This window comes from Flavobacterium sp. GSP6 (assembly GCF_003984855.1).
Lineage (GTDB): Bacteria > Bacteroidota > Bacteroidia > Flavobacteriales > Flavobacteriaceae > Flavobacterium.
Window position 1 is genome coordinate 31,815 of sequence record NZ_RYDO01000004.1, and the last position, 25,722, is coordinate 57,536.

The window sequence follows — 25,722 nt, forward strand, 5'->3', positions numbered from 1 at the left end:
TTAATAGATTAAAGAAAAATTGAAACAATCCAAAATTATGTTAAAAAATAAAATATTACTTATTACTGGAGGAACTGGTTCTTTTGGTAACGCAGTCCTTAAAAAATTTTTAAATACTGATATCAAAGAAATTCGCATTTTTAGCCGAGACGAAAAGAAACAGGATGATATGAGGCATCAAATACAGAATCCTAAAGTTAAGTTTTATATCGGTGATGTTCGGGATAAGCGTAGTGTAGATCTTGCAATGACAGGAGTTGATTATGTGTTTCATGCTGCTGCCTTAAAACAGGTTCCTTCGTGTGAATTTTTCCCTATGCAAGCTGTTCAAACTAATGTATTAGGGACAGATAATGTCCTGGATTCTGCTATTCATAATGGAGTTAAAAACGTTGTTGTGCTAAGTACGGATAAGGCTTGCTATCCAATTAATGCGATGGGTATAAGTAAAGCAATGATGGAAAAAGTGGCTATTGCAAAAGGGCGTTCTTTAGGTGAAAATAGCATAACAACAATTTGTTGTACAAGATATGGAAATGTTATGGCAAGTCGAGGGTCAGTAATACCTTTATGGGTTGAACAAATTAAATCTGGTAAAGATATTACGATTACTGACCCAAATATGACGCGATTCATGATGACCTTAGAGGATGCTGTTGATTTGGTTTTATATGCTTTTGAACATGGAAAAAATGGGGACTTATTCGTTCAGAAAGCTCCTGCAGCAACTCTAGATGTATTGTCTAAATCACTTATTGATTTATATAAAAGTAAAGTAAAAATTCGTGTTATAGGAACACGTCATGGGGAAAAATTGTATGAATCTTTGGTAACTAGAGAAGAAATGGCAAAGGCCGAAGACGTAGGTAATTATTATAGAATTCCGTGTGATGAGCGTGATTTAAATTATAATAAATACGTTATCGAAGGTGAAGAAAAAGTTTCTAAATATATTGATTATCATTCTCATAATACTGATCAATTAAATATAAGTGAAATGACAAACTTATTACTTAAGCTGCAAATGATAAAGAAAGAAGTAGATTCAATAAACTAGGAGTAAAAGATATAGAGGTAAATTATAGGTTATTATGAATATATTAGTTTTAGGAGCAACAGGAATGGCTGGACATACTGTAGCATTATATTTTAAAGAAAAAGGATATAATGTAGTCTCTTATTCCAGAACTCCATTTTTGTATTGTGATAATATTATCGGAGATGTCTTTGAAACTGAAAAGTTTAAATCGATGTTATTTGGAGAAAACTTTGATGTTGTGATTAATTGTATTGGTATATTAAATCAAGATGCAGAAAATTATCCTTCGAAGGCTGTATATTTAAATAGCTATTTACCGCATTTAATTGCAGATACTTTAAAAGACAGCAAGACAAAGTTAATTCAAATGAGTACAGACTGCGTTTTTGCTGGGAATTCTGGACCTTATTTTGAAAACAGCGTTTGTGATGGGACAAGTCTGTACGATCGCTCAAAGGCTTTAGGTGAAGTAAATGATTTAAAAAACTTAACCTTTAGAAATTCAATTATTGGACCTGATATGAATCATAATGGCATTGGTTTGTTTAATTGGTTTATGAAGCAGAAAGTTTCAATTAATGGTTTTTCGGGGGCGATATGGACTGGCGTAACAACGCTTACTCTGGCAAAGGCAATGGAAAAAGCAATTGCACAAAACTTATGTGGTTTGTATAATTTAGTGAATAATGAAAGTATATCGAAATACGATCTTCTTCAACTTTTTAATAGACATTTTTTCAATAATCAAGTCGTTATTGAAATCGAGGAAAAATTTCAATTGGATAAATCTCTTAGAAATACTCGTAATGACTTTTTGTTTGAAGTACCTTCTTATGATCAAATGGTAAAAGAAATGCATGATTGGATTATTAAGTACAAAGCGCTTTATCCAAATTATTAATTTTATGTTAGCCCTTGAAATTAAATTCCTGACTGGTACAGTTTAGAAAAGTAGTCGATTTTATAAAGAAAAAACATGAATTTTAGGTTATTATATTATAATAGAATAAAAAGTTGGAATTTTATTAAATTTAGTTCGATAAAAAATGTTTTTTGGAACTTTATAGGAGGTGTGTGGTTGGCGTTGTTGATTATTTTGTCAACACCATGGTATATCTCTAAACTTGGTTTGGAGTTGTACGGTATTTTAAGCATTTGGTTAGTTTTTCAAGCTATGATGAGCTTCTTTGATTTCGGACTAGGAGCCACTATCATTAAAGAATTTGCCGGTGCGAAATCAAATAACGAGGGTAATTCTTACAGGTTGGATCTGTTAAAGACAATTGAAATATTTTATTGGGGTATTGCGGCTATTATATTTGCTTTCTTAATCATATTTTCGATTTTTTTTTCAAACCATTGGTTTACATTTGATATTAGTAAGAATATTAATATAGTTCATATTATGTTATTGATGAGCTGTACTTTGTTCTTTCAGTTTCCCAATGTTTTGTACTTAAATGGATTAATAGGTTTGCAGAATCATAAACTTATGAATATTCTTCAGATTTCTGGAAATACTCTGAGATATGGTATGGGATCGTTGATTTTATTTTACCATGATGATTTAATTTGGTTCTTTTCAGTTCAAATTATGGTAGCTGTTTTGCAAACGTTTATAGCACGGTTTTTTCTGAGAAGAAGTATTAATTGTACAAATTTATACAAACCTATTTTTAATTTAGGGTTACTTCGCTATTCTGCCAAATTTTCTAGTGGAATGGCATTGACATCTATTGCGGCAGTACTTATTTCTAATATCGATAGAATCGCAATAAGTAAAATACTTCCTGCTTCAGAACTTGGAAAGTATGCAATTGCATTCACAGCAACAGGACTTTTGCAATTAGGTATACAACCTTTTTATAGAGCATTTTTTCCTCGATATTCAGAATTGTTTTCTTTTGGAGATCATGAAAAACTGAAAAATGAGTATTTTTTTAGCAATAAAATGATCGCAATAATCATAATATCTTTAGGAGTTATTTGCTTATTCTTTGCGGAAGATATCTTTCTATCATGGATGAATATTAATGATGGGATTATTCTTAAAACATTTAGGTTTCTAATCCTTGGGATTCTTTGTTCAGGTTTAGGTTGGTTACCTGCGGCTATGCAACAAGCACAAGGATGGACCAGCTTGCATGTGAAGATGATTTTTGGTTCAATTTTAATTGGCTTACCAATAATGCTTTTGGCTATTCATTTTTTCGGAATTATTGGTGGTACAGTAGTTTGGTTAATTCATGGTATTTCGGATATTACTTTAGGATTATGGTTAATGCATAGACGTATTTTTAAAGGAGAATTGACAAAGTGGTATCGGACAGTTATTGTACCTCCCGTTTTAATTACAGTTCCTATTACATATGCATCTTTTTTATTAAAACCGCATGACCTAGGTCGATTTGAGAATTTAACGTGGATTATTGTTACAGGAATTATCTTGATTTTTACCTCTTTTTGTTATAGTTTAAAAAGGGCGTAAATTTTTAGTGTTCTTTAGGTAATAAATCATAGTCAAATTCAAGTTTAGTTTTTAAAATTATTTAATTTTGAAGATTTTATTAGTTTTTCTGTTTATAATTAGTAAATGTTTGTATGTCTTAAACGTAACTTTAATGAAGTAAGTTGAAACGGCAGTATTAAAAAAATAAAAATACAAACTCATGTTTGTATAAAAACGTGTAGAAATAATAAAAAAAAATTTATGCCAGATAAAAAAGACAATATTCATTTTACAGTTATTATTCCAACTAAAGATAGAGCTCAATATTTGAAGCAGACACTTAAAACATGTACTAATCAAGATTATGAGAATCTTGAGATCATCATTTCCGATGATGGTAGTTTGGATAATAGTCGTGAAATTGTTGAAGAGATCGCAAAAAAGGATCCTAGAGTTCGTTTAATATCCCCAGGAGCAGGTGTTGGAATGTTGGATAATTTTGAATTTGCTTTGAATCATGTACAACCTGGTTTTGTTATCGCTTTAGGTGGCGATGATGGGCTAATGCCAAATAGTATTGTGCGAATGCGTGATATTATACTTGAAACTGGAACAGAATTATTGACTTGGCCTACTTCTACATATTTTTATCCTAAAACAAAAATGGAGAATGGTCAATTAATTCTGCATTTGAGAAAAGGTAAGTTTACTTCTGGTATAAAAATGATTAAATCGAAGGATTTTCTGGAAAGACAATCTAATAACTTATTTTATATTTCAGATATAGAATCACCAATGATTTATGTGAAAAGTGTTGTATCTACTAATTTAATTGAAAAAGTAAAGAGCCGTTCGAGCGAGGGAAGGTTTTATTCTTGCTCTACTCCTGACGGTTATTCTGGAATCGTATTAGCAGGGGAAGTTGAAGAGTATGTTTATTCTGGCGAACCTTTGTCAATTCATGGAGTGTCACCTACGTCTCAAGGACTAGGATATTTAACTAAGTCTGAAGAGGCAAAAAAAAATTCAGAAGATTTTTTTAAAAAAACAACACATAAGCCTATGCATGCTGAATTGGGTTCACAACCTTATTCTCCCTTAATTTCTCTTATGACAGCTGATTTTTTGTTGACGGCTCGTGATCTTCCAGGATGGAATGGAGAGTTTTCTCCGATCGATTATAAAAAGTTACTGTCTATAGCCTTAACAGAAATAGAAGATGGTTTATTTCCAGAAGATAGAGTTTTACGAGAGTTAAATATTTTATACAAAATTGCCGAATATCATAATTTGAAAGAATTTTTCACTGGAAAATTAAAAAAATCTAAAAAAAATCGTAGACGACCACTTGAAGGAAATGCCATTAGTCCAAGATTACTCTATCTTGATGCTCTTGAATATAAGGTTTATAATGTTTTTGAGGCTTCGTATGTCGCAAATTATATTCATCAGATTGTGCCAAGATTGAGTTTTAAGATGTTTCGAAAAATGCTAGTCAATTCGTTTAAATACAGGATATTGTCTTTTAGAAAAGGGGAGCGATTGCCTAGCGAATTTTTAAATGAATAAAGATATAATTTGTAGTTTATTTAAATTTAAATAGAATTAATGTTTTTACTCTTTATACCTATTTTTGTAACAATAATTTTTTACTTTTTTTACATTTCTATGTTAAAAAAAGTAAATGGCGAAGGTTTATTTTGTGATTTAGGTTTTGTGTATTGTTCATTGTTGGTGATCTATACAATTGTCCCCGGGCTTGTTTTGGTTTACGGATTAACCAAACCAGGAGATCCTATTGCTGTTATGTTGGACACTATGTCCATTACAGCAACCGACTTAAGTATTCATCTATGGAGACATTTTTTATTTTTATTTTGTTTTTCAATTGGGTATTTTACGTTTAGAGGCAAAGAAAAATTTAAGTGTGTAGAAATAAAGAGCTCTATGCATTTTTCAATAATAACTTTAATTGTTACTATTGTCACTTGTTTGTTTTTCTTGAGCGTATTATCTTCACCAGTTGAAACCTATTATGATAATTATACTCGTTACGATCATTTAGCGGTACCCTTGAGGAAAATTGTTTCAGTTTTAATTAGGTTTAAAGGTGGTTTTTATGTTATTGTGATTACGTTAATGTTCTTAAATTTTAAGAAATACAAATGGATCATATTTATATCTGTTATATTAATATGTATTTATGAATTACTCTATTCACATGGTTCAAGAATATATATTTTTATCATTTTATTGCAAGTTTTTTTCCTGTACAATTATATCGTTGAAGTAATAAGTATTAAAAAGTTAATTACTTATGCTTTTTTTTTACTAGCTTTTTTTTCGATTGTTGAAATAATACGTTTGTTGGACGGAAGTGTAGAAAACACCAAAGAAGTTATTTCTGGCGAGGGAATTAAACCTCCAGGGGAATTAGGCGCTTTATTTATAACCAGTTTTCATCTTTATTCTGAAAGAAAACAAGGAACGCTTCCTAAAGCGGAATGGTCAATGTTTTTTTACGATTTAATCTCTCCATTCAGTTTTAATTCTGATACTAGTTTAAACCCAATGTATTGGTATGCTAAGTATTATTTTCCGGAGTCTATAGTGCCCCCTTTTACTATTGGCCCCATAGCAGAGAGTGCTATCTGGGGAGGAGAAATTGATCTTTTTTTTCGAGGTTTAATAAATGGGGTATATTTTGCTTTTATTGTCAAATGGTTTTTAAGAAGAAGAGATAAGTGGTGGGCTATTGCAACATATGCTTTTCTGTTCTCGTATTCAATTATTACATTAAAGTATTCTGTGTTTTTCTATTTAACACCTGTCTTTAAGGATCTTTTACCTACTTTGGTTATTGTAGGGATTTTAATCAAGCTTTTTAAACGTGATCAAAATAAAAAATTGGAAATTAAATAATATAAATTTAAATATGAAAGTATTAACAATAGTAGGAACTCGTCCTGAAATAATTAAATTGAGTAGAGTGATATGTGAACTTGATAAATTTGTTGATCATGTTTTAGTACATACTGGACAAAATTATGATTATGAATTAAACGAAATTTTTTTTAAGGATTTGGAAATTCGCAAACCTGACTATTTTTTAAATTCTGTTGGAGATAGTCTGGCTCAAACTATTGGAAATATTATAACTAATATTGATGGAGTATTGTTGAAAGAGCAACCAGATGCAATTGTTCTTCTAGGAGATACTAATAGTTGTTTATCTGCAATAGCAGCAAAAAGAAGAAAGATTCCAATTTTTCATTTGGAAGCTGGTAATCGTTGTTTTGATCAGAGAGTTCCTGAGGAAATTAATAGAAAAATTGTCGACCATTTAAGTGATATTAATTTAGTATATACAGAACATGCTAGAAGGTATTTATTAGATGAAGGTTTTAAACCAGAAATGATTATCAAGACTGGCTCCCCTATGAAAGAAGTGTTGAGCTACTATAGAAAACAGATAGATAATTCTAATGTGCTGATAGATTTGAAGTTAAATAAAAATGAATATTTTATAGTTAGTTCACACAGAGAAGAAAACGTTGACAATGAAGTGAATTTTCTAAATTTTTTGAATTCGTTAAATGCAATTGCAATTAAATTTGGGAAGCCGGTAATTGTTTCAACTCATCCTAGAACAAGAAAAAGATTAAATGAAGTTAAAGATTTAAGCTTGAATGAGAATATTAAATTTCTTAATCCTTTAGGTTTTTTCGATTATATCAAAATTCAGCAAAATTCGGCATGCGTTATTTCGGATAGCGGAACAATTACGGAGGAATCTTCTATATTAAATTTTCCCGCTGTAACAATTAGACAAGCACATGAAAGACCTGAAGGAATGGATGTAGGGACTCTTGTAATGTGTGGTTTAGAATCTGATAAGGTAATAAATGCTATTAATTTAGTGACAAGTCAACATAAAGAGAATGCTGATAATATTAAATTAGTTGAAGATTATAATGTTGATAGTGTCTCTACAAAAGTTTTGAGAATAATATATAGTTATACTGATTACGTAAATAAAAAAGTTTGGTTTAAGTCTTAACAGCTTTTTTTTATTGTTCACAACTTTTCTTTTATCAATTATTAAACCCAAAATATCTTCATAATGAATGTAATTATTGACTTAATAGCTTTTTCTCTTCAAAAATCAGGAGGTGTTTCAGTTTATTGGTATGAAATAATTAACAGGATGTTAATCCAATCAGATAGTGAGCATTTATTTATTGAGGAAAATGGCAAGAAAGAAAATATTTTTAGAAAGGAATTAAAAATTCAAGAAAATCATTTTATTAATGAGAAAACTAAACTATCCAATTATTTTTCTAGATATCGAGAAATCAATTTAAAAATAAGTAATAAGGATTTTATTTTTCATTCTACATATTATAGAACTTTAACTAAAGTTGTAAAGAAGAGGAATAACGTTAAAGAGGTTGTAACTGTTCATGATTTTACTTATGAGTATTTTAGTAAAGGTCTAAAAAAATGGGTTCATTGCTATCAAAAGAAAAAAGCCATTAATGCAGCTGATGTTGTAATATGTATATCAGAAAACACCAAAAAAGATTTGTTGTATTTCTATCCACAATTTTCAAGTAAAGAAATAAGGGTTGTTTATAATGGTGTTTCTTTGGATTATTTTAAAATACCAGAATTAATAAGAGAAAATAATAATTCTTCTTTTTTTTTATTTGTTGGTTCAAGAGCTAAATATAAAAATTTTGATTTCACTGTAAAAGCCCTTGCTCAAACAAAAGATTTTTCGTTGAAGATTGTGGGTGGTGATTTAAATGATAGTGAAATATTGATGTTAAATGAATTAATTCCTGATCGTTGGGAATTACATATAAACATAGAGAATAAAGAGTTAAATGTGCTATATAATACCGCTTTTGCTTTACTTTATCCCTCATCCTATGAGGGTTTTGGTATTCCTTTATTAGAAGCTATGAAGGCGGGATGCCCGTTTATTGCATATAATAATTCTTCAATTCCTGAGGTTGCTGGTAATGCAGGTGTTTTAATAGATCAATTAAAAATTTCTCTTTTTAATGAAGCTGTATTACATATTGAAAAAAACAGAATAGCAATAATAAAAAAAGGCTTTGATCAAGTTGGTAATTTTTCTTGGGAAAAATGCTATCAAGAAACCTTGCAAGTTTATCTAGATTTAAATAGATCATAATATATAATTTAATATAAAATAAGAAAAAGCAAAATGAAAACAAAAAAAAGAGTTGTCATCTTAGGCGGTGGGGGCTTTATAGGTGGCCACCTTGGAAAAAGATTGAAAGATGAAGGTTGTTATGTGAGAATCGCAGATATCAAAAATCATGAGTATTTTGATCATCAAGAAATTTGTAATGAATTTATTTTAGCGGATTTACGTGATCCTAAAGCTGTTGAACTGGTTATAGGTGAAGGATATGACGTGGTTTATCAATTGGCTGCAGATATGGGGGGAGCAGGTTATATTTTTACAGGCGACAATGATGCTAATGTAATGCATAATTCAGCACTAATCAATCTGAATGTGGTTCATGAGTGTGTTAAGAAAAACATTAAAAAGGTGTTTTATTCATCTTCGGCCTGTATGTATCCAGAACACAATCAATTGGATCCAGAAAATCCGAATTGTGAAGAATCTTCGGCTTATCCAGCAAATCCAGATTCAGAGTATGGATGGGAAAAATTATTTAGTGAGCGTTTGTATTTTGCTTTTAATAGGAATTATAAATTAGATGTAAGAGTAGCTAGATTTCATAATATTTTTGGTCCACAGGGGACTTGGATGGGTGGAAAAGAAAAAGCACCTGCCGCAATGTCCAGAAAAGCGTCTGAAACAGCTGTAGGAAGTTCTTTTGAAGTATGGGGTGATGGACTACAAACTAGAAGTTTTCTTTATGTTGATGAATGTGTTGAGGCAGTTCTGAGGATGATGGAAAGTGATTTCTTAGGCCCCGTAAATATTGGGTCAGATGAAATGGTTACGATTAATCAATTAGCTGAAATGGCAATAAAAATTAGCGGTAAAAATATTGCAATTAAAAACATTGCAGGAGAAGAGTTTATTCAAAAATATGGATTTAAATGTCCTGAGGGAGTACGAGGTCGTAATTCTGACAATAAATTGTATGAAGAGAAAATTGGTTGGAGGGTATCAGAATCACTTGAAAAAGGAATGATAAAAACTTTTACATGGATCAATGAACAAGTTGAAAAGTCTAAAAAATAATAATAGTAAAAAGAAAGAATTCTAAATAAATTTATTTAGAATTCTTTCTTTTTTATAAATCAATACTTTTTTGGAAGTATAAAATTGAATAATGAATAATAAGATCTTAATTTTTAATCATATATTTTGGCCGGATAAAATTAATACAGCTAGACATATTTCTGAGCTTTCAGAAGAATTAGTTGCTAGAGGTTGGGACGTGACCGCAATGGTAGGTAACAGATATTATGTAGATCATAAAAATATAATTACGCCAAAACAAGGTGTTTGGAATGGGGTAAAATATAGAAGAATTTATATACCGCCTTTCAATCAAAAAAAGAATATTCAAAGATTACTTACTTCATTTTGGTTGATTTTATCTTGGATTGTTAAATTGCCCTTTATAGGACGTTATGATGCAATTATCATTGGTACGAATCCTCCTTTTGTTTATTTGTTAGTACCCTTTATTAAATTATTCAAAAGAAAGACTAAAATTTTAATGTGGGGCTTTGATTTATATCCAGAGGCAATTATTGTGTCAAAAGGAAAATCATTTAGTTTTTCGGGAAAAGTATTAAAAAGTATTGCGAAATTTTGCTATGGAAAGTTAGATGTAATTGTAGATATTGGTCCGTGTATGAGGGATATCTATAGACAGTATAATCATTCAGTAAAAGAAGAAACTTTGCCGCCTTGGTCTTTCGTAGAGCCAATTGAAATGTTACAACCCCACATTGAAACACGTAAAAAGTTGTTTAAAAATGCAAACCTGACTTTGTTGTATACTGGAACAATTGGTAATGCTCATGAATTTGACAATTTTTTGCAACTTGCAAGAGAATTAAACAAAAGGAATGCTTCTGTAGGTTTTTGTTTTGCTGGATTTGGAAACCGATTTGAAGATTTAAAGTCTCAAGTTGATGAAAATGATACAAATATAAGTTTTGGAGGTTTCGTTGAAACAGATCTAGAGCTAGAAGAAAGATTATCATCGGCAGATTTGATGTTAATCAGTTTAAAAGAGGATTGGACTGGTATTTCTGTTCCATCCAAATATTTTTCAGCATTGGCGATAGGAAAAGCAGTACTTTTTTCTGGGGCTCAGAATTCTGCTCTCTGTATTTGGACTAGCAAATACAATTTAGGTTTTCATTTAGAAAAATCTAATCTTAACGAGGTAGCTAATGTTTTATGTGATATCGCGAATAATCCGGAAATGATCTCCAAAATGAAAGAAAATTCATTTCGAATTTATCAAGATTGTTTTTCCAAAAAAGTAATTTGTGATAAATGGTCTGTTCTTTTAAAAAAGACTATCAACGATTTGTAATTTTTTTAAGAAAAAAGTTCTTTAGTGTTTATTATGGAGAAAGTATTAGTTACAGGAGCAAATGGCTTTTTGGGCAAATTGATTTTTATTAAGTTATCGATCGCGAATGATCTTTTTAGTTTGTCCAGAACATCTGGGGATTACTTGGTTTCTTTAGAAAATGATATCCCTATTTTTAATCAGAATTTTGGATTAGTTATTCATGCTGCAGGAAAAGCACATTCTGTGCCTAAAACGGATGCTGAGAAAAAACAGTTTCATGAAGTGAATGTCGTAGGTACTGAAAATTTATTGAAAGGATTAGAAAAAGTTGGTGCTCCAAAGCAATTCGTTTTTATCAGTTCAGTTTCCGTATATGGTCAAGAAAGTGGTGATAAAATCAACGAAGAATATCCGCTACAAGCTAAGGATCCTTATGGTTTTAGCAAAATAAAGGCAGAGAAATTAATAACAAAATGGTGTAAACAAAATAATGTGGTTTGCACTATTTTGCGTTTACCACTATTGGTAGGTGAAAACCCTCCAGGTAACCTAGGGGCAATGATAAAGGCAATTGATAAAGGATATTATTTTAATATTGGAGGTGGAAAAGCGAGGAAAAGTATGGTACTAGCGGAAGATGTAGCTTCCTTTATCCCTAAAGTTGCCCTTGTTGGGGGAATATATAATCTGACCGATGGACATCACCCTGATTTTGATGAACTAAGTAATGCAATTTCAAAACAAAAAAATAAAAAGAAACCTTATAATTTGCCTTTGTTTATTGCTAAAGTAATGGGACATGTAGGTGATTTATTGGGTAATAAAGTACCAATTAATTCCTTAAAAATTAAAAAAATAACTTCAGATTTGACGTTTGATGATGCAAAAGCAAGAGAAATTGCAGGATGGGAGTCACAAGAAGTTTTAGATTGGTTTAAGGTTTAAAATTGTTTAAAGTTTCAAGTCAATAGTCAGGTGTTTAAAGTTTTTTGGTATTTTAATAAGAATTGAGAATGTATAAGATATTATAATTAAAGATTACAATGATAGAAAATAACAAAAGCACCTACGTCCTAATCATGGCTGGTGGCGTGGGCAGTCGGTTTTGGCCTAAAAGCCGCAACCACTTTCCCAAGCAGTTTATTGATTTTCTGGGCACAGGAAAATCGTTATTGCAATTAACTTATGAGCGATTTGAGAAAATATGTCCTAAAGAAAATATTTTTATACTGAGTAATAAACAGTATTTGGGTTTGATACAAGAACAATTGGTGGGGATTCCTGTTGCTAATATTTTATTAGAGCCGAGTCGCAACAATACAGCACCTTGTATTGCCTATGCCTCCTACAAAATTTTGAAACAAAATCCAGATGCCAATATAGTGGTGGCACCATCGGATCATTTGATTTTGAAGGAAACTGAATTTTTGGATAAAATTTCGCAGGCTTTGCATTATACCGCAACAAACGATGCATTGGTGACTTTGGGAATTAGCCCAACACGAGCGGATACGGGTTATGAGTATATCAATTTCCAGAAAGAAGGGATTGATGGCGTTCATAAAGTAGCTTGTTTTCTTGAAAAACCTATTCTCGAAAAAGCCCAAGAATATATCGCTAGCGGAGCATATTTGTGGAATGCAGGAATTTTTATTTGGCGTGCCCAAAGTATTCAAAACGCTTTTAAACAACATGCAATCGAAATACATGAATTATTCATTCAAGGAAATGATGTCTATAATACCAATTCAGAAGTAGCATTTATAACGGAAAACTATCCTAAAAGCCCGAATATTTCTATAGATTATGCTATTTTAGAAAAGGCTACCAATGTTTACACCATTCCTGCTGATATCGGTTGGTCAGATCTGGGTACTTGGGCTTCCCTGCATGAAATAGCTGAGAAAGATGCTTTTAATAACTCGGTTACCGTTTCTCAAAAGCATCTAAGCAACACTACGAATTGCTTAATACAAGTGCCAAAAGGAAAAGGGGTTGTTATAGACGGGCTTGAAAATTATATTATTGTTGATGATGCCAATGTGTTATTAATTTATCCTAAAGAGAAAGAACAAGAAATTAAACAAGTATCAATGCAAATGACTGAAAATTTTGGTGTTGATTTTCAGTAAAAAAAGTGATAATTTGTAAAGTAAAATGTAAATGAAAACTACCATATTTAATCAAATAAATGAATCCTTAAAACAAGAGGGATTTACAATAGCATCCTATGATGACAATCGCCCTTGGGGCGGTTTTTTTGTTATTGACGAAAATCAAGCACAGCAATTTGCCAACCACTATTTTGAAGGATTGGATGTAGCATCTCTTAAGATATCCGGAAAATTGAGTCCAAAAATATTGTTAGTAGCGCCTCATCAACGATTATCCTGGCAATACCATCACCGGAGGGCTGAGATATGGCGGTTAATTGATGGAGAAGCAGGTGTTATTCGCAGTGAAGATGATGTACAAGGACAACTTGAAGTATTAAAAAAAGGCGATACGATTACTTTGCAGCAAGGAGAACGCCATCGTCTAGTAGGGCTTCAAGATTGGGGTGTTATTGCTGAAATTTGGCAACATACCGATGCGGAAAATCCATCTGATGAGAATGATATTGTGCGGGTTCAGGATGATTTTGGGCGATAGGAGATAAAATAACCACAAGAGTATTCATAGTGCTAAACCGTTAGGTGTAATTAGATATTGATAAAAATTTCCGTAAGTTCGAGTGATCCCGCATTTGGGCGGGATTATATCGATAATAAGAAAATTAGTACTAAAATCGGTTCTCGATACACGTCACTTCGAGTGCGAAGCGTATCGAGAAGCTTTGTTCCGTTTTACTTCACAAAAATACTCAAACTGAGGTTTTAAATAGTTGGACCCTACGGGTTATTATTATTATTATTATTATTATTATTATTGGCATTTAGATTATAATTATTGACAGCGGTTTTCCAAAAATAAATAAAAAATACTTTTTCACTATAAAAATGCAATACTTACTTATTACTGTTGTTCTATTCTTACTGGAATTGCTTTATTTCAAAGTAGCTGATCGGTACAACATCGTGGACAAACCCAATCATCGGTCAGCACATACTGAAATTACGCTTAGAGGAGGCGGTATCATTTTTTGGTTTGCGGCTTTACTTTATTTTGCACAGCACCTCCAAAATAATTGCTTTTTTTTTACAGGAATTACTTTGGTAACTGTCGTGAGTTTTTGGGATGACATTCAGAGTTTGTCTAATAAAATTAGAATTTCGGTTCATTTTCTCGCCATCAGCGTAATTTTTTACGATTTAGGTGTTTTTAATTCTGTTCCCGTTTTAGGAATTGTATTCGCTTATATTCTAGCCATAGGTTTGATTAATGCGTATAATTTCATGGATGGTATCAATGGAATAACGGGATTGTATACTTTGGTGGTGATGGGGTCATTGTTGTATGTGAATCAAAATATCCAGGTATTTATTGATGGTGCTTTTATACTATATGCGATGCTTGCTAGTTTGGTTTTTCTATTTTTTAATTATAGAAAAAAGGCCAAATGTTTTGCCGGAGATGTGGGCAGTATTGCGATTGCTTTTTGGGTAATTTATCTGGTTTTGAAACTTATTCTGGTCACAAATTCTTTGGTTTGGCTTTTATTTTTAGCGGTTTATGGAGTTGATGCTATTTGTACAATCCTGCACCGATTGTATTTAAAACACAATATTTTTGAGGCACATCGTTTGCATTTCTATCAGGTTTTGAGTAATGAATATAAAATTCAACACCGATTGATTGCGGCGTTTTATGGTATGGTTCAGATTATTGTTTCGGTAATGGTACTTGGTTTGTATCAAAACGTTTCGGATTTTATTTTGTTTGGGCTTGTTATTGTGCCATTGCTGCTTATTTATTGTATGAAATTTTATTTGTTGCATAAAAAATATAAAACAGTAAACTGTTAATTTGGTTAGAGAGAATGAGATGAGTTTTTACTTTTTATCTCACTTCACTTTAATTATAAGTGATCGTTGTTTAACTTTTTCTTTTGCCTTGAAGCAAAAAAAACAAAAAATCAAGCCTGCAAATCAAAAGCGTAAAAATGGTTGTATTTATTTACCTGACTGCCACTGGCAGTCCTCCTTTTAATTTTAAATGTTGTTTTTTTATGCTTTTTATTTAAGGACAATTAAGGAGTGGTAACAAGAGTGTTCAGGGTTCAGTTTGAAGGTATCGGCAGTCGAGTTAAGGAATTATGAAGTATTAGGTGATTGACTGCGCTCGAACTGATACCAGGACTATTTTATAATGACAAAATATTATATACATGAAACCTAAAATAATTGCAGGAGGAAATTTTTCGGATCACTGCGGTACGGTATCCTACGTCAATGATTTTAGTTTTAATGGAATTGAACGATTTTATATTATCAGCAATTCTGATGCGCATCCTGTGCGTGCATGGCAAGGACATAAATTAGACTCCAAAAATTTTTATTGTTTGAGTGGTTCTTTCAGGATTCATTATGTGAAAATTGATGATTGGGAGCAACCTTCTAAAGATTTAACAATTGAGACCGTTACTTTATTAGCGTCAGAAAGTAAAATGCTGCATATTCCGGCTGGTTACGCCAATGCTATTGAATCCTTAGAATCCCATTCGAAACTATTATCGTTTTCGACTTTACCATTGCACAATGTTAGTGATGATGATGTTCGTTACGAAGCCAATTATTGGAAACTCAATGAGTAAAAATCGAATTTTTTTATCATTGTCTCAGCGAAGTGGTTTTGAAGAACGGTATATCCAAGAAGCTTTAGCAACACATTGGATTACTACTGGAGGACCTCATGTTGATGCTTTTGAGCAGGCCCTTGAAAATTACTTAAGAAATGAAACTCATGTCGGAGCTTTAAGTTCGGGTACAGCAGCGATACATTTAGGTCTGATTTTATTAGGAGTTCAGGCAGGTGATGAAGTACTTTGTCAAAGCATGACTTTTTCGGCTTCGGCTAATCCTATATTGTATCAAGGGGCAATTCCTGTTTTTATTGACAGCGAAATTGATACTTGGAATTTATGCCCAATTGCATTAGAAGAAGCTATTGTAGACCGAATTGCTACAGGAAAAACGCCTAAAGCGATTATTGCAGTGCATTTGTATGGTGTGCCGTATCAAATTGATGAAATTAGAACAATAGCGGATAAATATGGTATTCCAATTCTAGAAGACAGTGCAGAGGCTTTGGGAAGTTCTTATAAAGGTCAGAAGTGCGGTACTTTTGGGGATATAGGGGTTTTATCTTTTAATGGGAATAAAATCATTACCACTTCCGGAGGTGGTGCTATTGTTACTCGAACAAAGGAGTTGAAAGACAGAGCTGTGTTTTTTGCGACCCAGTCGAGAGATGATGCTCCTCATTACCAGCACAGTGAAATAGGGTATAATTATAGAATGAGTAATATTTGTGCTGGTATCGGCCGCGGTCAAATGGAAGTTTTAGACGATCATGTGGCTTTGCGAAGAAAAATGCATGCTTTTTATGTCGATTTATTCAGTGATATTGCAGCAGTAACCGTTTTTGAAGCTCCAAATGATGATTATTTTGCTAATTACTGGCTGAGTTCCATTGTGGTGGAACCTAATGCAGTGAAAGGAATTAATAGAGAAGCTTTACGGTTGGCTTTCGAGCAAGCCAATATTGAATGTCGTCCTCTGTGGAAACCAATGCATTTACAGCCTATTTTTGAGAAGTACCCATACTATGGAAGTACAGTTGCTGAAACTTTATTTGAAAACGGATTGTGTTTGCCTTCCGGTTCTAATTTGACGAATGAGGACAGGGAGCGGATTTCGGCAGTTGTCCATGCTTTTTTTAAACAACGTAACTAATTTCTAAATAAAAATTTCACGCAGATTGGCGCAGATTAAAAAAGTGCAGAGTAGCGCCTATTTTTTAAAGATTTTAAAGAATCTGCGAAAATCGGCGTGTAAAAATATCCAGATATCCCCGTAAATAAAACATTGTTAAGTGGTACAATATTAAGTACATTTTTTTGTACATTTGTAAAAAAAATAATAAATTATGAAAGCGATAACAATTTCAGCATTAAGAAAAGGGATGAAAGAATACTTTGATTATGTTTCTCAATCGATGGAAGTAATTGTAGTTCCTAGAAATAAAGAGAATGAAGCGGTTGTCATTATGTCAATTCAAGAATATAATTCACTTTTGGAAACAGAGCATCTGTTATCCACCAAGAGTAATAGGAATAGACTTCAAGAATCTATTGGTCAACTAAAGGAAGGAGAAACAATTCCCTATTCATTAGATTAATAGAATTTACAAAATCATGAAATCGCAATGATTCTAAATCACAAACTGGAATGAAGAATGGCGATTCCTCCCGACAGCTATCGAGAAAGACAAAAACAAATATTATCTTCATATGAATATCGAATTTACAAGTCATGGTTGGGAAGATTTTACCTATTGGATAGAAAATGATGCTGATGTACTTGATAAAATTAAAGAGTTAATAAAATCAATTAAGCAAAATTGTTTTAAAGGGATTGGAAAACCAGAACCTTTAAAGTTTGGGTTAAAAGGATTTTGGTCAAGAAGAATTACAGGTGAACATAGATTAGTTTATTCCATAAAAGGAACAAAAGGGATTGATCAAAAATGTATTATTATTCAATGTAGATTTCATTATGATGACAAATAATACGTTCTATTTGCAACTGCCAATAAAATAATTTCAAAAATAATTATAGGAGGAAATCATTCTGATACTAGAGGTACCCTTCGATTTAATAATTCTTTTGATGCAACGGCTATAAAAAGAATTTATCTCATAGAAAATAGCGAAACCACATTTGTTCGTGGGTGGTAAGGACACCGCACAGAGCAACGGTGGTTTTCTGTTGTACAAGGTAGTTTTAAAATTGAATTGATTGCCATTGATAATTGGGAGAATCCTTCCAAAAGGTTAAAATCACTCTCTTTTATTATAAATAAATGCTGAAACACTTGATATTCTCTATATTCCTCAAGGGTACGTAAGTAGTATTCAAGCACTCAAGAAAGGAGCAAAATTATTAGTCATGGGAGATTATTTGTTAGGAGAAATTCAAGATGAATATCGATTTGATATTGATTGTTTTAAATAGAAAAGTTTCACGCCGATGCGTTAAAAAAATTTCACGCAGATTGGCGCAGATTAAAAAAATCTATACAATTATGGAATTTGATTCCGTAATTGTATAGATTTGTAGAATGATACGTAGAGAAGCAGAAAAAGAAATTATAGCTTTGGCAAAGCAGTTTAAAGCAGTTGCCGTGGTTGGACCGAGACAGTCTGGTAAGACTACCTTGGTACGGTGGATTTTTAAAGACAAGGAGTATGTGAGTTTTGAAAATCCCGACATTCGTTTGTTTGCTATTGAAGACCCAAGAGGCTTTTTGTCAAACTATCCCAATGGAGCAATATTTGATGAGGCGCAAAGAGTTCCAGATATTTTTTCCTATTTGCAACAAATCCTTGATGAATCAGTTGTAAAAGGTTTATTTATTATAACGGGTTCAAATAATTTTTTGTTGCAGGAAAGCATATCTCAGAGCTTAGCAGGAAGAGTGGGTTATCTTAATCTGTTACCACTGACTTTGCACGAAATAGGTGATAAGGAGCGTACTATTAGCCAGACTATTTTTAAAGGTTGCTATCCTTCGTTATATAATGACACTGTTGATACTACGCAGTGGTATTCAAATTATATTAGAACATATATTGAGCGAGACGTTAGGCTGATTAAGAATATAACCAATTTGGTGGTTTTTGAAAAATTCTTGCGATTATGTGCTGGTAGAATTGGTCAGTTGTTGAATATGAATAGTTTGGCGGTAGAAATAGGTGTTGATACAAAGACGATTAGTTCTTGGATTAGTGTTTTGGAAGCTAGTTTTGTAGTGTTCCGTTTACAACCGTATCACTCTAATTTTAACAAAAGAGTTGTAAAAATGCCTAAATTATATTTCTATGATACGGGATTAGCGTCTGCCTTATTGGGAATTCAAAATAGTGAGCAAATTGACGTTCATCCATTTAGAGGTGCGCTTTTTGAAAATTTGATTATTGTTGATTTTCTTAAAAGTAGATTTAATAAAGCCAAGACCAATAACCTTTATTTTTGGAGAGATAATTTAGGGAAAGAAATAGACTTGATTATTGATAATGGGATGGATATAATTCCTATTGAGATAAAATCAGGGCAAACAATAACCATTGATTATTTTAAAGGAGTTGTTTATTGGAATAAACTAGCTCAGAAAGAAGGGGGATATGTGATTTATGGGGGTGACTTGGTTCAAAAAAGGAGCAATTCTATTACGGCAATTCCATTTAGTGCAATAAATTCGATTGAAAATAAACTACTGTAATCTTTTATTGGTTTTAGTAGGATTCGTAATGATATAAAAGAATATCCCACAATGAAAATGGAGTTACCTTTATTGCGAGGTGTTGATTTGGGCTTTGTTCCAAAAATCAAACAATTGTTGGCTATAATCTCTGAATCGGTTCCTTTTATACCTAATGTGAGTAATTTAAGTGATAAAATTGGTATAAATAGAACTACTTTAATGACTTATCTACATTATTTGGAAGAAGTAGGTTTGACCATTAACTTGCAAAAAGAAGCTAAAGGAAGTGTGAAATTGCAAAAACCAGCTAAGATTTATTTAGAAAACACAAATTTAATGTTTACACTTTCTCCTTCAAAAGCTACTATTGGTAACGCTAGAGGGACCTTTTTTGCAAATCAATTGGGGTATAAAAATAAGTTGAGCCATCACGAAAAAACTGATTTTTTTGTAAATGATTTATATTCTTTTGAAATTGGAGGAAAGGATAAGTCGATGAAACAAATTGAAGGTATCGAAAATTCCTATATCGCCGCAGACGATATTGAGTATGGTTTTCAAAATAAAATTCCATTGTGGTTGTTTGGCTTTCTGTATTAAGTAATAACCCTGGTATAATGTCGTATTTTAAAATCAGGATAAAATCATGTAAAAATTTGATTTAAAGCTGTTTTACTTAAAGTTAATTCTTTTGACTTTACGACTTTTAAACTTTCGACTTACTTATAATTAAATGATAGAATAAATAAAATTACAATTACAAGATGACCATTGAAAAAACAAATATAAAAGATTTAGTACTTATTACCCCAACAGTTTTTGAAGACTCGAGGGGTTATTTTTTTGAGGCCTACAATCAGGCTCAATTTCATGAACATGGGATGTCCTATCAATTTATACAAGACAATCAGTCTTTCTCCAAACGCGGGGTGATTCGGGGATTGCATTTGCAGATTAATCCTTTTGCACAAGCTAAATTGGTGCGTGTGCTTGAAGGAGAAATCCTTGATGTGGCGGTCGATTTACGCAAAAACTCATCTACTTATGGACAGCATTTTAGTGTGATTTTAAGTGCAGCCAATAAAAAACAATTGATGGTTCCCCACGGTTTTGCCCATGGTTTTTCGGTTTTGAGTGAAACTGCTTCGGTGCTATACAAAGTAGATCAATTGTATCATAAGGAGAGCGAAAGAGGGATTCGGTATGATGATCCTACTTTGGCCATTGATTGGCAAGTGAGTCCTGATGAAGTTATTGTTTCTCAAAAGGATTTGGTTTTGCCGAGTTTTGAGGATATTGATTGGGAGTTTTGAAATTGGTGTTAGGTTTTGGGCGCTAGGTTTTAGGTTTAAAGTTGTGGTTATATCAAAATTTGGTTTTACATGTAAAGTTTGCAAAGGAGACGTTAAGGGCATTACGATTGTTGGTTTAACCAGCGGCAGTGCTCCGGAAAAGTTTTTGTTACAGAGTTAAAATATTTTTGGCGATTAAAGTAAAAAAAATTTAAATGGAACTAAAATATGGAAGAAGATATTCGATGTAAACAACGTTTTGGAAATTATCTGAAAGCACTGGGACAGTTGCAGAAATTCATAGCGAAAGGTAATTTGAATGAATTGGAAGAACTAGGGCTTATTCAAGCTTTTGAATTTACACATGAGTTGGCTTGGAATGTAATGAAAGATTATTTTGAATACCAGGGAAATACGACTATCACGGGGTCTAGAGATGCTACAAGAGAAGCCTTTCAAAAAGGATTGATTCAGGATGGGGCACAATGGATGGAAATGATAAAAAGTAGAAACCAATCTACGCTTACTTATAACGTAAGTACAGCAAACGATATTAGAGACAGAATATTAAATCAGTATTACGATTTGTTTGTCTCTTTTAAAGAAAAAATGAAAGAATTTTAGAATGATACAATTTGGCTTAAAACAGAAAGATATAGACAAAATAAATCAGGTTTTTGCAAGCTATGAAGGAATTGATAGCGTTGTTATTTATGGTTCTAGAGCTAAAGGGAATTTTAAAGCAGGTTCTGATATTGATTTGACGATCATCGAGAATTCATTAACTTTTCCAGAGTTTTTAGAAATAGAGAATGCATTAGATGATTTATTACTCCCTTATAAAATAGATTTGTCTCTAAAACGAAAAATATCAAATGTTGATTTGCTTTCGCATATTAACAAAATTGGGAAATTGTTTTACAAAAGTGAGAATAGTCTAGGGTAACGATCGATTCCATTTAAGACTGCCTAAAGTCTTAAAAAATGTTTCATTGTTTAAAAATTTACCGTTAAAAGTTGTCAATTAGATTTTGAGTTAATTTTAATCATTACGTTTGAAAGCCAGATTAGCAAGGTAAATTTCTGAAGCTTTAGCTAAAAAATAAAGTTAGTTTGTAGATCAGTGGTTTATTAAATATAAAAGGGTAACCGGAATCTTTTATGCCAAATGTTTTTGGCGTTGAAAAAATAAAAATGAAAAAAATACTAGTTATTGGTGCCAAAGGGCAATTGGGTTCGGAATTAAAGGTATTGTCTAATAATTACTCCCAATTCGAATGGGTTTTTGCAGACAGAACGCAAGTGTCCTTGGATAATTTGTCGATTTTACAAAGTCAATTAGAGGCAATTTCTCCAAATATCATTTTAAATTGTGGTGCCTATACAGCCGTTGATAAAGCAGAAACAGAACACGAATTAGCGGATATTGTTAATCATTTAGCGGTCGCCATTATTGCTCAATATACGAAAGATCATTCTGTAAAACTAATTCATATTTCTACTGATTACGTTTTTGATGGGACATCAGCTGTCGCATTGAGCGAGGAGGCCCTAACGCAACCTGTTAATGTGTATGGAGTAACCAAAAGAGCGGGAGAGTTGGCTTGTTTGAAATTAAATCCCGATGCAATTATCATTAGAACTTCATGGGTGTATAGCAGATTTGGGAACAATTTTGTAAAAACCATGCAACGATTATTACAAGAACGAGATACGATCAGTGTGGTTAACGATCAGATTGGTTCGCCTACTTATGCTGCCGATTTAGCTCAGGCCATGATGACTATTGTAACAGCACCAGAGTGGATTTCAGGGATCTATAATTATTCGAATGAAGGAGAAATCAGCTGGTATGACTTTGTCCTGGCAATCCAGGAAATTGGTGGGTATACTTGTGAAGTGAAAGGAATTCCCTCAGCGGCTTATCCTACACCTGCCAAACGTCCAGCTTTTTCTTTATTGGATAAAAGCAAGATTAAACGAGTTTATGGTATTGTTGTTCCGGATTATAAAGAGAGTTTAGCTGTTTGTATGAAAGGTGGGTTATGAGTTAGGGGTTGTGTAAAATTTCCGTTTTGTCCCACCCCTAAAGAGAGCCGAAAATCCAAAACGTAATTTAAATAAAGCCTGTTAATTTTAAATCGGATTTTGTGTTTCTTTTTTGCTCCCTTTAGGGCCAGGGGGAAACAAAAAAGAAACTAACTAAATTTTATTTTTCGCACGCTCTAGGCCAGGGGGAAACAAAAAAGAAACTAACTAAATTTTATTTTCCGCACGCTCTAGGCCGGGGGAACAAAAAAGAAACTAACTAAATTTTATTTTTCGCACGCTCTAGGACAGGGGAAACAAAAAAGAAACTAACTAAATTTTATTTTTCGCACGCTCTAGGCCAGGGGGAAACAAAAAAGAAACTAACTAAATTTTATTTTTCGCACGCTCTAGGCCAGGGGAAACAAAAAAGAAACTGACTAAATTTTATTTTTCGCACGCTCTGGGCCAGGGGGAAACAAAAAATAAATTTAGGGAAGTTTTGTTAAAACGAATTAAAAATAAAATCTAAAAATGAAAAAAATACTAATCACCGGTGGGGCCGGTTTTATTGGGTCCCATGTCGTACGGCTTTTTGTAAAGAAGTATCCGCAATATCAAATTGTTAATTTGGATGCACTCACGTATGCTGGGAATCTCGAAAATATTGTTGATATTGAAAAAGCGCCTAACTATACTTTTATAAAAGGAGATATCGTTGATGCGCCATTCATTGATCAATTGTTTGCGGAGCATCAATTTGATGGTGTTTTGCATTTAGCTGCCGAATCTCACGTGGATCGTTCTATAACCGATCCGTTGTCTTTTGTGAAAACAAATGTTATCGGAACGATGAATTTATTGAATGCGGCTAAGGCTACTTGGCAAGGCAATTACGAAGGAAAACGTTTTTACCACATCAGTACCGATGAGGTTTATGGCAGTTTAGGTGCCGAAGGATTGTTTACGGAGACTACTGCGTATGATCCTAATTCTCCGTACTCGGCTTCAAAAGCCAGTTCGGATCATTTTGTCAGAGCGTATGGAGAAACGTATGGCTTGCCTTATGTGTTGACCAATTGTTCCAATAATTACGGGCCGTTTCATTTTCCTGAAAAATTGATTCCATTATTCATCAATAATATCATTCAAAACAAACCCTTACCCGTTTATGGTGACGGGAAATATACCCGCGATTGGCTTTTTGTAGAAGATCATGCGGTAGCTATTGATTTGGTTTTTCATGAAGGAGTTAACCATGATACGTATAATATTGGTGGATTTAACGAATGGCAAAATATTGATTTGGTTAAATTGCTTTGCAAAATAATGGATGAGAAATTAGGAAGGGCGTCCGGAACTTCGGAACAATTAATTTCGTACGTAAAAGACCGTCCCGGACATGATTTGCGTTATGCTATTGATGCCAGTAAGATAAACAGAGAATTGGGATGGAAACCATCGGTTACTTTTGAACAAGGATTGGAAAGGACCGTAAATTGGTATTTGGAAAATCCAACCTGGCTGAATAATATTACTTCGGGGGAGTATGCAAATTATTACGAGAAGCAGTATAATTAGTGGTCAGTGATCAGTGATCAGTGATCATTGTTTAGTGATCAGTTGTCCGTTTTTTTAATTGATGTAGATTTAACTATAGAAAAAACTTCCTTTGTAAGGTATTAGTTAAAAAAATAAATTATTTTAGATTAAAAATTATACCTGTGAAATTTAGTGCCTTTGTGGCAAAAAAATAAAGAATATATGAAAGGAATTATATTAGCCGGAGGTTCCGGGACCCGTTTACATCCGTTAACACTGGCCATGAGCAAACAAATGATGCCGGTTTATGACAAACCCATGATTTATTATCCATTGTCTACTTTGATGATGGCGGGAATCAATGAAATATTAATTATTTCAACTCCTCATGATTTGCCTAATTTTAAAAAATTATTAGGCGATGGGTCTTCAATTGGTTGTCAATTTAGTTATGCGGAGCAGGCCATTCCTAATGGATTAGCGCAAGCTTTTGTTATTGGAGAAGAATTTATAGGGAAAGACAGCGTAGCTTTGGTTTTAGGGGATAATATTTTCTTTGGATCCAATATGGATGAATTGTTGCAATCCAATACCAATCCTAAAGGTGGGGTCGTATTTGCGTATCATGTTTCAGACCCGGAACGATACGGTGTAGTCGAATTTGATGCTGATTTTAAAGCGCTTTCTATTGAAGAGAAACCGTTAGAACCCAAATCAAATTATGCGGTACCCGGTTTGTATTTTTATGATAATTCAGTAGTGGAAATTGCCAAGAATATCAAGCCAAGTGCTAGAGGGGAATATGAAATTACTGATGTAAATAAAGTGTACTTGGAAAAAGGGGCTTTGAAAGTAGGAATTTTAAGCAGAGGTACGGCCTGGCTAGATACCGGTACTTTTAATAGCTTAATGCAGGCGGGACAATTTGTTCAGGTTATTGAAGAGCGTCAAGGATTGAAAGTGGGCTGTATTGAAGAAATTGCGTGGAGACAGGGTTTCATTAGTGAGCAACAATTGAAAGATCTGGCCGAGCCTTTGAGGAAATCAGGTTACGGAGAATACCTGCTGGGATTGCTGAAGCATAAGTTGTAAGCATTTCGGGCGCAGTATTTAGACAAATGATGCAGTACGGGTAGTTATAGCTACAGTCCAAAAACAAAATTTCCGAATAATTTTGGCACAGCGAAAATAGATGAAATAAGGAAGTTGAAAGTTTAAACGTCATAAAGTCAAAAGGAGCATTATTGTAAAAAGTAATTTAATATCAATCTGTTGCGTCATTTTGTTTATTTTTAATACACGACAGTATATAATAGTTGTTACTGAGTTTCCTCTTCCCATTCAAAAAATAATCTGTGAAAATTGGTGTAATCTGTGTTAAAAAAGATTTCTTATGTG

The 25,722-nt window shown here is 32.8% G+C and carries 25 protein-coding genes; all 25 read left to right on the forward strand.

The features are described from left to right. Positions 1-34: 34 nt before the first annotated feature. Positions 35-1,057 carry a polysaccharide biosynthesis protein gene (locus EKM03_RS06010; protein WP_304983878.1) on the forward strand — a complete coding sequence of 341 codons (1,023 nt, stop codon included), beginning with the start codon at positions 35-37 and terminating at the stop codon, positions 1,055-1,057. 34 nt (positions 1,058-1,091) lie between these two features. Beyond that, entirely contained in the window at positions 1,092-1,940 is an 849-nt protein-coding gene (locus EKM03_RS06015; protein WP_126576444.1) for a sugar nucleotide-binding protein, read from the forward strand. Between the two features lie 75 nt (positions 1,941-2,015). After that, positions 2,016-3,527, forward strand: a complete 1,512-nt coding sequence (locus tag EKM03_RS06020; protein ID WP_126576443.1) for an oligosaccharide flippase family protein — start codon at positions 2,016-2,018, stop codon at positions 3,525-3,527. A 222-nt stretch (positions 3,528-3,749) separates the two neighbouring features. After that, positions 3,750-5,057: a glycosyltransferase family A protein gene (locus EKM03_RS06025; RefSeq protein ID WP_126576442.1), complete on the forward strand. Its 1,308-nt coding sequence runs from the start codon at positions 3,750-3,752 to the stop codon at positions 5,055-5,057. A gap of 99 nt (positions 5,058-5,156) precedes the next feature. Then, positions 5,157-6,410: an O-antigen polymerase gene (locus tag EKM03_RS06030; RefSeq protein WP_126576441.1), complete on the forward strand. Its 1,254-nt coding sequence runs from the start codon at positions 5,157-5,159 to the stop codon at positions 6,408-6,410. A 13-nt stretch (positions 6,411-6,423) separates the two neighbouring features. Then, positions 6,424-7,548 (forward strand): non-hydrolyzing UDP-N-acetylglucosamine 2-epimerase, encoded by a 1,125-nt coding sequence (wecB, locus tag EKM03_RS06035; RefSeq protein WP_126576440.1) that lies wholly within the window; start codon positions 6,424-6,426, stop codon positions 7,546-7,548. A gap of 63 nt (positions 7,549-7,611) precedes the next feature. Next, positions 7,612-8,691, forward strand: a complete 1,080-nt coding sequence (locus EKM03_RS06040; protein WP_126576439.1) for a glycosyltransferase family 1 protein — start codon at positions 7,612-7,614, stop codon at positions 8,689-8,691. A 33-nt stretch (positions 8,692-8,724) separates the two neighbouring features. Next, positions 8,725-9,741: an NAD-dependent epimerase/dehydratase family protein gene (locus EKM03_RS06045; RefSeq protein WP_126576438.1), complete on the forward strand. Its 1,017-nt coding sequence runs from the start codon at positions 8,725-8,727 to the stop codon at positions 9,739-9,741. A 91-nt stretch (positions 9,742-9,832) separates the two neighbouring features. Next, positions 9,833-11,056, forward strand: a complete 1,224-nt coding sequence (locus EKM03_RS06050; protein ID WP_126576437.1) for a glycosyltransferase family 4 protein — start codon at positions 9,833-9,835, stop codon at positions 11,054-11,056. Positions 11,057-11,089: 33 nt separating this feature from the next. Continuing rightward, positions 11,090-11,983 carry an NAD(P)-dependent oxidoreductase gene (locus EKM03_RS06055; protein ID WP_126576436.1) on the forward strand — a complete coding sequence of 298 codons (894 nt, stop codon included), beginning with the start codon at positions 11,090-11,092 and terminating at the stop codon, positions 11,981-11,983. A 98-nt stretch (positions 11,984-12,081) separates the two neighbouring features. After that, on the forward strand, positions 12,082-13,170 hold the full coding sequence (locus EKM03_RS06060; RefSeq protein WP_199741557.1) for a mannose-1-phosphate guanylyltransferase: 1,089 nt from the start codon (positions 12,082-12,084) through the stop codon (positions 13,168-13,170). Between the two features lie 31 nt (positions 13,171-13,201). Then, positions 13,202-13,690, forward strand: coding sequence for a phosphoheptose isomerase (locus tag EKM03_RS06065; RefSeq protein ID WP_126740024.1), 489 nt, complete (start codon positions 13,202-13,204; stop codon positions 13,688-13,690). Positions 13,691-14,037: 347 nt separating this feature from the next. Next, positions 14,038-15,003 carry a glycosyltransferase family 4 protein gene (locus EKM03_RS06070; protein ID WP_126740025.1) on the forward strand — a complete coding sequence of 322 codons (966 nt, stop codon included), beginning with the start codon at positions 14,038-14,040 and terminating at the stop codon, positions 15,001-15,003. A gap of 362 nt (positions 15,004-15,365) precedes the next feature. Further along, positions 15,366-15,791 carry a WxcM-like domain-containing protein gene (locus tag EKM03_RS06075; protein ID WP_126740026.1) on the forward strand — a complete coding sequence of 142 codons (426 nt, stop codon included), beginning with the start codon at positions 15,366-15,368 and terminating at the stop codon, positions 15,789-15,791. Next, positions 15,784-16,932, forward strand: coding sequence for a DegT/DnrJ/EryC1/StrS aminotransferase family protein (locus EKM03_RS06080; RefSeq protein WP_126740027.1), 1,149 nt, complete (start codon positions 15,784-15,786; stop codon positions 16,930-16,932). The genes EKM03_RS06075 and EKM03_RS06080 overlap by 8 nt, the downstream gene beginning before the upstream one ends. A gap of 193 nt (positions 16,933-17,125) precedes the next feature. Next, positions 17,126-17,377: a type II toxin-antitoxin system Phd/YefM family antitoxin gene (locus EKM03_RS06085; RefSeq protein WP_126461271.1), complete on the forward strand. Its 252-nt coding sequence runs from the start codon at positions 17,126-17,128 to the stop codon at positions 17,375-17,377. Positions 17,378-17,489: 112 nt separating this feature from the next. After that, positions 17,490-17,768, forward strand: coding sequence for a Txe/YoeB family addiction module toxin (locus EKM03_RS06090; protein WP_126461268.1), 279 nt, complete (start codon positions 17,490-17,492; stop codon positions 17,766-17,768). Between the two features lie 551 nt (positions 17,769-18,319). Further along, on the forward strand, positions 18,320-19,480 hold the full coding sequence (locus tag EKM03_RS06100; protein WP_126555279.1) for an ATP-binding protein: 1,161 nt from the start codon (positions 18,320-18,322) through the stop codon (positions 19,478-19,480). 57 nt (positions 19,481-19,537) lie between these two features. Then, the gene (locus EKM03_RS06105) at positions 19,538-20,062 is read left to right on the forward strand and encodes a hypothetical protein (protein ID WP_126740028.1); all 525 of its coding nucleotides are present in this window, start codon (positions 19,538-19,540) and stop codon (positions 20,060-20,062) included. 164 nt (positions 20,063-20,226) lie between these two features. Next, the gene (gene rfbC, locus EKM03_RS06110; protein ID WP_126561819.1) at positions 20,227-20,775 is read left to right on the forward strand and encodes a dTDP-4-dehydrorhamnose 3,5-epimerase; all 549 of its coding nucleotides are present in this window, start codon (positions 20,227-20,229) and stop codon (positions 20,773-20,775) included. 207 nt (positions 20,776-20,982) lie between these two features. After that, positions 20,983-21,378 (forward strand): nucleotidyltransferase substrate binding protein, encoded by a 396-nt coding sequence (locus EKM03_RS06115; protein ID WP_126561820.1) that lies wholly within the window; start codon positions 20,983-20,985, stop codon positions 21,376-21,378. A gap of 1 nt (position 21,379) precedes the next feature. Beyond that, the gene (locus EKM03_RS06120; protein WP_126555269.1) at positions 21,380-21,700 is read left to right on the forward strand and encodes a nucleotidyltransferase domain-containing protein; all 321 of its coding nucleotides are present in this window, start codon (positions 21,380-21,382) and stop codon (positions 21,698-21,700) included. A gap of 248 nt (positions 21,701-21,948) precedes the next feature. Then, positions 21,949-22,803 carry a dTDP-4-dehydrorhamnose reductase gene (gene rfbD, locus EKM03_RS06125; RefSeq protein WP_126740029.1) on the forward strand — a complete coding sequence of 285 codons (855 nt, stop codon included), beginning with the start codon at positions 21,949-21,951 and terminating at the stop codon, positions 22,801-22,803. Between the two features lie 513 nt (positions 22,804-23,316). After that, complete coding sequence (rfbB, locus tag EKM03_RS06130) at positions 23,317-24,363, forward strand: dTDP-glucose 4,6-dehydratase (RefSeq protein ID WP_126461250.1); 1,047 nt, start codon at positions 23,317-23,319, stop codon at positions 24,361-24,363. Between the two features lie 183 nt (positions 24,364-24,546). Further along, the gene (rfbA, locus tag EKM03_RS06135; protein ID WP_126461242.1) at positions 24,547-25,416 is read left to right on the forward strand and encodes a glucose-1-phosphate thymidylyltransferase RfbA; all 870 of its coding nucleotides are present in this window, start codon (positions 24,547-24,549) and stop codon (positions 25,414-25,416) included. Positions 25,417-25,722: the final 306 nt, after the last annotated feature.

What these genes read in the sequence shown, in the direction of transcription:
- EKM03_RS06015 (WP_126576444.1), top strand. Translation starts at nt 1,092, where the DNA reads ATGAATATATTAGTTTTAGGAGCAACAGGAATGGCTGGACATACTGTA.
- EKM03_RS06020 (WP_126576443.1), top strand. Translation starts at nt 2,016, where the DNA reads ATGAATTTTAGGTTATTATATTATAATAGAATAAAAAGTTGGAATTTT.
- EKM03_RS06025 (WP_126576442.1), top strand. Translation starts at nt 3,750, where the DNA reads ATGCCAGATAAAAAAGACAATATTCATTTTACAGTTATTATTCCAACT.
- EKM03_RS06030 (WP_126576441.1), top strand. Translation starts at nt 5,157, where the DNA reads ATGTTAAAAAAAGTAAATGGCGAAGGTTTATTTTGTGATTTAGGTTTT.
- wecB (WP_126576440.1), top strand. Translation starts at nt 6,424, where the DNA reads ATGAAAGTATTAACAATAGTAGGAACTCGTCCTGAAATAATTAAATTG.
- EKM03_RS06040 (WP_126576439.1), top strand. Translation starts at nt 7,612, where the DNA reads ATGAATGTAATTATTGACTTAATAGCTTTTTCTCTTCAAAAATCAGGA.
- EKM03_RS06045 (WP_126576438.1), top strand. Translation starts at nt 8,725, where the DNA reads ATGAAAACAAAAAAAAGAGTTGTCATCTTAGGCGGTGGGGGCTTTATA.
- EKM03_RS06050 (WP_126576437.1), top strand. Translation starts at nt 9,833, where the DNA reads ATGAATAATAAGATCTTAATTTTTAATCATATATTTTGGCCGGATAAA.
- EKM03_RS06055 (WP_126576436.1), top strand. Translation starts at nt 11,090, where the DNA reads ATGGAGAAAGTATTAGTTACAGGAGCAAATGGCTTTTTGGGCAAATTG.
- EKM03_RS06060 (WP_199741557.1), top strand. Translation starts at nt 12,082, where the DNA reads ATGATAGAAAATAACAAAAGCACCTACGTCCTAATCATGGCTGGTGGC.
- EKM03_RS06065 (WP_126740024.1), top strand. Translation starts at nt 13,202, where the DNA reads ATGAAAACTACCATATTTAATCAAATAAATGAATCCTTAAAACAAGAG.
- EKM03_RS06070 (WP_126740025.1), top strand. Translation starts at nt 14,038, where the DNA reads ATGCAATACTTACTTATTACTGTTGTTCTATTCTTACTGGAATTGCTT.
- EKM03_RS06075 (WP_126740026.1), top strand. Translation starts at nt 15,366, where the DNA reads ATGAAACCTAAAATAATTGCAGGAGGAAATTTTTCGGATCACTGCGGT.
- EKM03_RS06080 (WP_126740027.1), top strand. Translation starts at nt 15,784, where the DNA reads ATGAGTAAAAATCGAATTTTTTTATCATTGTCTCAGCGAAGTGGTTTT.
- EKM03_RS06085 (WP_126461271.1), top strand. Translation starts at nt 17,126, where the DNA reads ATGAAAGCGATAACAATTTCAGCATTAAGAAAAGGGATGAAAGAATAC.
- EKM03_RS06090 (WP_126461268.1), top strand. Translation starts at nt 17,490, where the DNA reads ATGAATATCGAATTTACAAGTCATGGTTGGGAAGATTTTACCTATTGG.
- EKM03_RS06100 (WP_126555279.1), top strand. Translation starts at nt 18,320, where the DNA reads ATGATACGTAGAGAAGCAGAAAAAGAAATTATAGCTTTGGCAAAGCAG.
- EKM03_RS06105 (WP_126740028.1), top strand. Translation starts at nt 19,538, where the DNA reads ATGGAGTTACCTTTATTGCGAGGTGTTGATTTGGGCTTTGTTCCAAAA.
- rfbC (WP_126561819.1), top strand. Translation starts at nt 20,227, where the DNA reads ATGACCATTGAAAAAACAAATATAAAAGATTTAGTACTTATTACCCCA.
- EKM03_RS06115 (WP_126561820.1), top strand. Translation starts at nt 20,983, where the DNA reads ATGGAAGAAGATATTCGATGTAAACAACGTTTTGGAAATTATCTGAAA.
- EKM03_RS06120 (WP_126555269.1), top strand. Translation starts at nt 21,380, where the DNA reads ATGATACAATTTGGCTTAAAACAGAAAGATATAGACAAAATAAATCAG.
- rfbD (WP_126740029.1), top strand. Translation starts at nt 21,949, where the DNA reads ATGAAAAAAATACTAGTTATTGGTGCCAAAGGGCAATTGGGTTCGGAA.
- rfbB (WP_126461250.1), top strand. Translation starts at nt 23,317, where the DNA reads ATGAAAAAAATACTAATCACCGGTGGGGCCGGTTTTATTGGGTCCCAT.
- rfbA (WP_126461242.1), top strand. Translation starts at nt 24,547, where the DNA reads ATGAAAGGAATTATATTAGCCGGAGGTTCCGGGACCCGTTTACATCCG.